We start from the raw sequence: 6,959 nt of genomic DNA on the forward strand, positions 1-6,959 counted from the left end.
CATTTTGATTTCAAGCTATTCAGATTGGTTGACTACTTTTGGAAAGTTTAGTATTCTACATTCTATAGAAGTGATGTCGAATTTTGACGATTTTCCAAAAATAAAGAGAACCTAGACATCAGAGGAGGAACAACAAAATGAAATCAACAGGTATTGTACGTAAAGTAGATGAGCTCGGCCGGGTCGTTATTCCAATCGAACTTCGTCGTACGCTTCAAATCGCAGAGAAGGATGCTCTTGAGATTTATGTCGACAACGAGCAAATCATCCTTAAAAAATACAAACCAAACATGACTTGCCAAGTAACAGGTGAAGTATCAGAAGATAACTTCAAACTAGCTGATGGTAAATTGATTCTCTCTCCAGACGGCGCACAACGTGTCCTCGTTGAGTTAAAAGATTTCCTCGACCGTCATTACGCAGGAAACGAATAAGCAAAAGAAGCGATTCCAAACGGAGTCGCTTCTTTTTTTAGGATTCATGATAACGCAAATACAGTTCCTGACGATCGAGTCCCCGTTCCTTCGCCACCCGTTTTAAGGCAGCATTCGGTTTTTCGCCTTGTTCGATATACCTTTCAATTTGTTGCAACGGATCCGCTTCCTGTTCTTCTTCCACCGGCCGTTCTTCGGTCGATCCTTCGACGATGACGACAAACTCGCCCCGGACCTCTTCTTCCGCCCACTCGAGCGCTTCTGTCACAGAACCCCGGATATACTCTTCATACCGTTTAGTCAGTTCACGGGCTAACGTCAATTGACGGTCACCGAGCACATCCCGTAACGCACCTAACATCTCTTTTAGACGATGCGGTGCCTCGTAGAAGATCAGGCTTCCTTTTTCGTACCGGACGGTTTCAAGCGCCTCACGACGTTCTTTTTTCTTACGCGGCAAAAAACCGTAGTACAAAAAGCGTTCTGTCGCAAGACCCGAGGCAACAAGTGCCGTCAGCGCGGCATTTGCCCCCGGTAAGACGATGACCGGAATGTCTTCGGCAATCGCTTCCCGAATTAAATCACTGCCTGGATCAGAGATTCCCGGCATACCGGCGTCCGAGACCAAGGCAATCTGTTTTCCCGAATGCAGATCAGCTAGCAGACGTGCTCCGCTGACCTGCTTATTATGTTCGTGATAGCTGACAAGTTTCGTCTCGATTTTAAAATGATTAAATAACTTCATTGTTTGTCGCGTATCTTCCGCCGCGACGAGATCGGACTCCTGTAAGATACGAACAGCCCGGTATGTCATGTCTTCAAGATTTCCGATTGGTGTCGGAACGATGTATAATCCGGTCGTTTGTCCTTTAAAACTGCTTGTTGCTTTCATGAGATGACCTCCCTCCTTGAATAAGTCGTTCTTTTTTTAGACGTGTCAATTGTTTGATGGCATACTCACGCTTTAAGGCTTCCGATTTCGTTGGAAATGTTTCAGTATACTCGAGCACGACCGGCAGTCTGGCCCGGGTATACTTGGCACCTTGTCCGGCATTGTGTGTCGCCAACCGTTTTTCGACATCAATCGCATATCCTGTATAGAGACTGCCGTCCCGGCAACGGACAATGTAGACGGCATGCTCAGACATTAAACTGATTCCGCATCTGTAACGTATATGTGTCGTCTTGTTCGTAGACGATGAAGGGGGCTAATACCTTAAGACCCGGCTTGGCATCTTTGATCCCTTCAATCAACAACATGTTAGCCTCTTTCCCTTCTTTCGGGTAGACGAGTTGCATCCGCTTCGGTTCAAGCCGGTACTGCCGCATCAATGTCACGATGTCGAGCAGGCGCTCCGGACGATGGACGAATGCCGTTTTTCCGCCTTGCTTCAGCAGATCTGCAGCCGACCGGATACAATCCTCGAGTGTACATAATACTTCATGACGGGCAATCGTATAATGTTCACTTGCATTTCGGTTCGACGATTCGTTTGCCAGGAAGTATGGTGGATTACATGTGACAGCGTCATAAAGACCGTATCCCAATTGTTTCCCGGCTTCCTTGACGTCACCTTCGACCATCTGCAATTGGTCTTGTTTTTCATTCATCTGAATACTGCGCTCGGCCATATCAACGAGACGGGGCTGAATTTCAAGTCCTGTGATCGTCCCTTTCGTCCGGTAAGACAAAAACAGGGGAATCGCTCCATTACCGGCGCATAGATCCACCAACTTCCCCTGTTGGATCGGCACCCAGGCGAACTGTGCCAGCAAGGCAGCATCCAGAGAGTATGAAAACACGGTTGGACTTTGAATGATTCGTCCTTCTTTTCCAAGCAGATGATCCAGTCGCTCATCTGATAATAGTTCAGGCATAACGTTCTTCCTTTCTGAAAAAAAGACTGACTCCTAGGAAGTCAGCCTCTCAATGTTTCGTTAACATGGACAAGCAGAACAGACAATCTCCGTCTTTACGGACTTGACCATAATGCAGGTTACAAATATGGAATCCTTCTTGATACAACCGTCCCAGATTATCATAGCCAGCACCTGTACCGGCTTCCGCCTGTGCTTCTTCTGTAATCGGTTGTTGTTCATCGCGCTCTACCTTCTCACGGAGGTGATGATTCTCAAGATACAGATGTTGGTTCTCCTCCATCATGTAAGCAAGCTGATCTTTCAATACGCTCAGATGCTCAGTCAGCAAGTGAATCTGTTGCTCGATCGCATCAACACGCGTAATGATTTCTTTTTTATCGACTCTCTCCACGCGCATGCACCCCGTCATTCTTTTGGTCGTTTTTGTTTTACGGCACCGACAGAAAGTAGTTCTTCCATCGAGTAAGTCAGGACCCGCGAACGGTCTTTTAATTCAATTTGAACGATTTGGTCAAGAATATTCAGACCGACTACCCGTCCTTCGCCTTCCGGAACAGTCAAACGTTTTCCGTAATCCGGCAAATCCCGTCGCATTTCTTCATACGTGTCATTTTCATATTTTAAGCAACACATCAAACGACCGCAGACACCAGAAATCTTCGTCGGGTTCAAGGATAGGTTTTGATCTTTCGCCATCTTGATCGAGACCGGTTCAAATTCACCTAAAAACGAAGAGCAACAGAGAACACGACCACATGGACCGATTCCTCCCAGTAACTTCGCTTCATCACGGACACCGATTTGTCGTAATTCAATGCGTGTCCGGAAAACAGCCGCCAAATCTTTGACGAGTTCCCGGAAATCGACACGACCTTCTGCCGTGAAGTAAAAAATGACTTTATTGCGATCAAATGTATATTCGACATCGACTAATTTCATATCGAGTTTGTGCTCACGAATTTTTTCCACACAAACAGCATGCGCATCAAACGCTGCCATTTTATTTTCACGAACGATCATCGCATCTTTATCATCTGCGACCCGAAGGATGGATTTCAATGGCAAGACCACATCTTCTTCGTCCATTTGTTTATCGGCAATCACCACTTCGCCATATTCAATGCCCCGTACTGTCTCAACGATGACGGATTGTCCTCGTGATAATGACTCTTGTCCAGGTGCAAAATAATAAATTTTGCCCGCTTCTTTAAAGCGAACGCCTACTACTTCTAGCATATCGCTCTACCCTTTCTGTAAGTCAAACATGAGACGCTCAACTGTTAATTGAGGATTAACATTTGCTTCGATCCGTTTAACGGCTGCGAGTACTGCCTGCAGCCACCGTGTGATCGTCGTCTGACTTTTCCCACCCATCTGTTCCAGTAATGGCCGGCTGTTTGCATATGTGATCGTTTCCCATGACGGATTCAATTTAAGATGCAGTACATCTTCAAAGAAACATGTCACCAGTTCCAGACCAATTCGTGCATCTTGCCGATTTTTAAATTGACTCATCCATTTCTCCTGGACAAACAACGGTAAATCCGCCGGACGATTCGCTAATTCCTCCATCAATTGTAACACTGACACTCGCGCATTTACAAACCAGTCTTCGACTAATGCCTGTTCTGCATCTTCTATTTTAGGATAGACTCGGGCCGCCAGCTGAGTCAATTCGTTATCTCGTCCCGTTTTTTCGGACAGGACTTGTCCAATCAACAGGCGATCCGCCGGACGAAAACTTAATAATTGACCTCGCGAACGAATCGTCGGCAACAGCAATTGCGGTTGATTCGTAATCAAAATGGCTACTTTTCCCGCTCCCGGTTCTTCAAAGAACTTCAGCAGGCTGTTTGCCGCCTGGGGTGTCATTTTATGCGACTGCGTCACCACATAGATTTGGCGGTCACCTTCAAGACCCCGTAAGGATAAATCATGCATCAATTCCTGAATCTGTTCTTTTTTTATCGTCGCACCGTCCGGTTCGATTTGATAATAGTCGACCAAGTTTCCGCTGTCCATCCGACGGCAGCTCCGGCACGTTTGACATGGTTCGATTTGATCACGACGTTCACAAAACAGGCTTTTGGCGAACAATTGAGCCGCCTCTAAAAGAAGCGGCTCATAGTCTCCCGTAAAGATATAAGCGTGGTTGATACGATTCGTCTGTAACGAGTTGCGCAAAATCGTCGCAATGACCGATTGAGTTTGTTCTAGTTCATGAAATGTCTGCATTAGAATTGATGAAACCCTTCGATTGGCAAGACGAACACCGTTGCTCCGCCAACCTGTACTTCAACCGGATACGGAATATATGAATCGGCATGACCACCCATTGGTGAAATCGGTGAAACCATTTGTTCCCGACTTGAACAGTTCTTTTTGATCAAACGCATCAAATCATCCAAGCGTTCACTTTGGACACCAATCATGAACGTGGTATTTCCTTCTTTGAGAAAACCGCCTGTCGTAGCGAGTTTTGTTGCCCGAAAATCGTGTTCGACCAATGCTTCTGCTAAACGTAGGCTATCTTTATCTTGAACAATCGTAATGACCATTTTCATGATAATCTCTCCCTTTTTTTTAAATACGTCAAAACATCCTTACATAATTCCGTTTGTAAACTTTCAATCGATTGATTGGCATCGACCAACTGAATACGCTCCGGTTCTTGTACCGCTAACGTCATAAAACCATCGTATACCCGTTGACGGAACGCATCATCGCGTTGCTCGATTCGGTCCAGTGCCCCTCGGTCCATCATTCGTTGCTTCGATTCCGACACCGTCAAATCAAACAGATACGTTCGATCCGGTGTTAAATGGTTTGTTGCCTGCTGATTAATGGAACGGACCTGTTCAATTGCATAACCTAGTCCATACCCTTGATAAGCAATCGATGCATCGATGAACCGATCGCATAAAACAATTTTTCCAGCAGCAAGAGCCGGACGAATCAATTCATTGACATGTTGTGCCCGTGAAGCTGCATACAAAAGGATTTCAGTCATCTCATCCATCTCTTGAAAATCAGGATTTAAAATCAATGACCGAATTTCATTTCCGATTCGTGTTCCACCCGGCTCGCGTGTCATCACGATCTCATACCCTTCAGCCGTCAATCGATCTGCAAGTAATTGCAGCTGGGTCGTTTTTCCGGCACCATCCGGTCCTTCGACTGTAATAAATGTTCCTGTCATTCTCTAATTCCTTCCTGTATCACACGTAATTTCCCCTGATGGAGAAACTCACCGCCCTGCAGATGAATTGATGTGTTTATATAATGTTCAATCATTGTAATATGTTCTGCTGTTATCCGTTCTCCCCGTAGGATTAGTGGTATCCCGGGCGGATAGGGAATGATTGTTTCAAGTGAAACCAATCCGACTGACTGTTCAAAAGTTTGTTCGACCGCCTCAGCGTCTTCCAATTGATCGAGTGGACAAGCCAGGGACGATACCTTTATTTTACCCATAAACGGTTGTTCCATATACCTTTTATCCGGAATTCCTTCCGCTTTTAAGGTTTCGATTGCTAATTGGATCTGATTAATCCAGGTATCCTGTTCAAATGGCTCGATACTTCGTAGCGGTAATATACAAACTACATGGGGTCCGAGAGCAAACTCAGCATCCAGTCCTTGATCCGCCAACGCCTCGATTAACTGACTTCCGGAATATTCCTCACAGGACAAAATCATCCGTGACCAATCATCGAACGTAAACGCCGTTATATCTGTTAATTGATTGATTTGTTGATGAAGGTGTTCGTGACTGGTCCGGACAGACTTCATATTGGAAACCGTCCATTTTTCACGATACTCACGAGCAAAATCGAGTGAAGCCATCAACAGATACGACGGGCTGGACGTTTGAAAGGCCTGAAGAGCCCTTGTTAACCGTCTCCGTTCGTCATCCGTAAAGCGTTCATGGATCCAGGCTCCCATTGTCAGAGCAGGTAACGTCTTGTGCGCCGATTGAACAACAGCAGTGGCTCCCAGTTCAAACGCTGAACGAACGCCAAAAGCTTCCCCGAAATGAGCACCATGGGCTTCGTCAATCAACAATGGTATACCCGATGCTGTCGTGAATGGAAGCAACTCCTCGATTCGAGCCGTTGCACCGTAATAGGTCGGCGAAGTTAAAAAGACCGCAACGCCTCCCGGAAAAGTCGTTAACGCTTCTTCCAATGTTTCACGTGAAACATTTCCGCTGATACCTGTGGAGGGATCTATTTCCGGTTCCAATAAAATCGGAGATAACCCAAGCCATTCCAACGCATTAAAAACTGATTTATGGGAATTACGCTGAACGTATATCCGGTCTCCCCGCTGTGAGACCGCAGCTAACATTGCCCAATTACCAACTGTCGATCCATTAATCAAGAAATGACTGTCACGTGCTTCATAGACTTGACGTAATAAGAGTTTTGCTTCATAAATGGCCTCTTCCGGATGATGAAAATCATCCAACCCTCGCAATTCTGTTTTATCCCATTCGAAAAAAGACGGTAATCCTTCGAACAATGTTCCATTTTTATGTCCTGGAACATGCCAGGAAGTAGCTTTTCTTTCTACATGAGCACAAAGTGCTTCAATAATCGGCATACGACCTTTCATCTCCTACAGTCCTTTCCAATCTAAACT

General features: G+C 45.7%; 10 protein-coding genes. 1 reads left to right on the top strand and 9 read right to left on the bottom strand.

Annotation, left to right across the window (positions count from 1 at the left end):
• The first annotated feature begins 137 nt into the window (after positions 1-137).
• Entirely contained in the window at positions 138-434 is a 297-nt protein-coding gene (locus N7U64_RS15185) for an AbrB/MazE/SpoVT family DNA-binding domain-containing protein (protein WP_012368944.1), read from the top strand.
• 37 nt (positions 435-471) lie between these two features.
• Here N7U64_RS15185 and rsmI read toward each other — a convergent pair whose 3' ends face one another.
• From rsmI to N7U64_RS15230, 9 genes are read right to left on the bottom strand one after another with little or no spacing between them, the layout of a single operon-like run.
• On the bottom strand, positions 472-1,326 hold the full coding sequence (rsmI, locus tag N7U64_RS15190; protein ID WP_318930476.1) for a 16S rRNA (cytidine(1402)-2'-O)-methyltransferase: 855 nt from the start codon (positions 1,324-1,326) through the stop codon (positions 472-474).
• Positions 1,304-1,582 carry a GIY-YIG nuclease family protein gene (locus N7U64_RS15195; RefSeq protein WP_290831098.1) on the bottom strand — a complete coding sequence of 93 codons (279 nt, stop codon included), beginning with the start codon at positions 1,580-1,582 and terminating at the stop codon, positions 1,304-1,306. The genes rsmI and N7U64_RS15195 overlap by 23 nt, the downstream gene beginning before the upstream one ends.
• Positions 1,575-2,312 (bottom strand): tRNA1(Val) (adenine(37)-N6)-methyltransferase, encoded by a 738-nt coding sequence (locus N7U64_RS15200; RefSeq protein WP_318930477.1) that lies wholly within the window; start codon positions 2,310-2,312, stop codon positions 1,575-1,577. Before N7U64_RS15200 ends, N7U64_RS15195 begins: the two co-directional genes overlap by 8 nt.
• Positions 2,313-2,361: 49 nt before the next feature.
• On the bottom strand, positions 2,362-2,712 hold the full coding sequence (gene yabA, locus N7U64_RS15205; protein ID WP_114597427.1) for a DNA replication initiation control protein YabA: 351 nt from the start codon (positions 2,710-2,712) through the stop codon (positions 2,362-2,364).
• A gap of 8 nt (positions 2,713-2,720) precedes the next feature.
• Positions 2,721-3,551 (bottom strand): stage 0 sporulation family protein, encoded by an 831-nt coding sequence (locus N7U64_RS15210; RefSeq protein WP_012368939.1) that lies wholly within the window; start codon positions 3,549-3,551, stop codon positions 2,721-2,723.
• A gap of 6 nt (positions 3,552-3,557) precedes the next feature.
• Positions 3,558-4,550, bottom strand: a complete 993-nt coding sequence (locus N7U64_RS15215; RefSeq protein WP_012368938.1) for a DNA polymerase III subunit delta' — start codon at positions 4,548-4,550, stop codon at positions 3,558-3,560.
• A complete protein-coding gene (locus tag N7U64_RS15220; RefSeq protein WP_012368937.1) occupies positions 4,550-4,879 on the bottom strand; it encodes a cyclic-di-AMP receptor in 330 nt (109 codons plus the stop codon). The genes N7U64_RS15215 and N7U64_RS15220 overlap by 1 nt, the downstream gene beginning before the upstream one ends.
• Positions 4,876-5,514 carry a dTMP kinase gene (tmk, locus tag N7U64_RS15225; protein WP_318930480.1) on the bottom strand — a complete coding sequence of 213 codons (639 nt, stop codon included), beginning with the start codon at positions 5,512-5,514 and terminating at the stop codon, positions 4,876-4,878. The genes N7U64_RS15220 and tmk overlap by 4 nt, the downstream gene beginning before the upstream one ends.
• Positions 5,511-6,920 carry an aminotransferase class I/II-fold pyridoxal phosphate-dependent enzyme gene (locus N7U64_RS15230; RefSeq protein ID WP_318930482.1) on the bottom strand — a complete coding sequence of 470 codons (1,410 nt, stop codon included), beginning with the start codon at positions 6,918-6,920 and terminating at the stop codon, positions 5,511-5,513. The genes tmk and N7U64_RS15230 overlap by 4 nt, the downstream gene beginning before the upstream one ends.
• Positions 6,921-6,959 lie beyond the last annotated feature (39 nt).

The sequence above is a fragment of the Exiguobacterium sp. K1 genome (assembly GCF_033721435.1).
Taxonomy (GTDB): domain Bacteria; phylum Bacillota; class Bacilli; order Exiguobacteriales; family Exiguobacteriaceae; genus Exiguobacterium_A; species Exiguobacterium_A artemiae.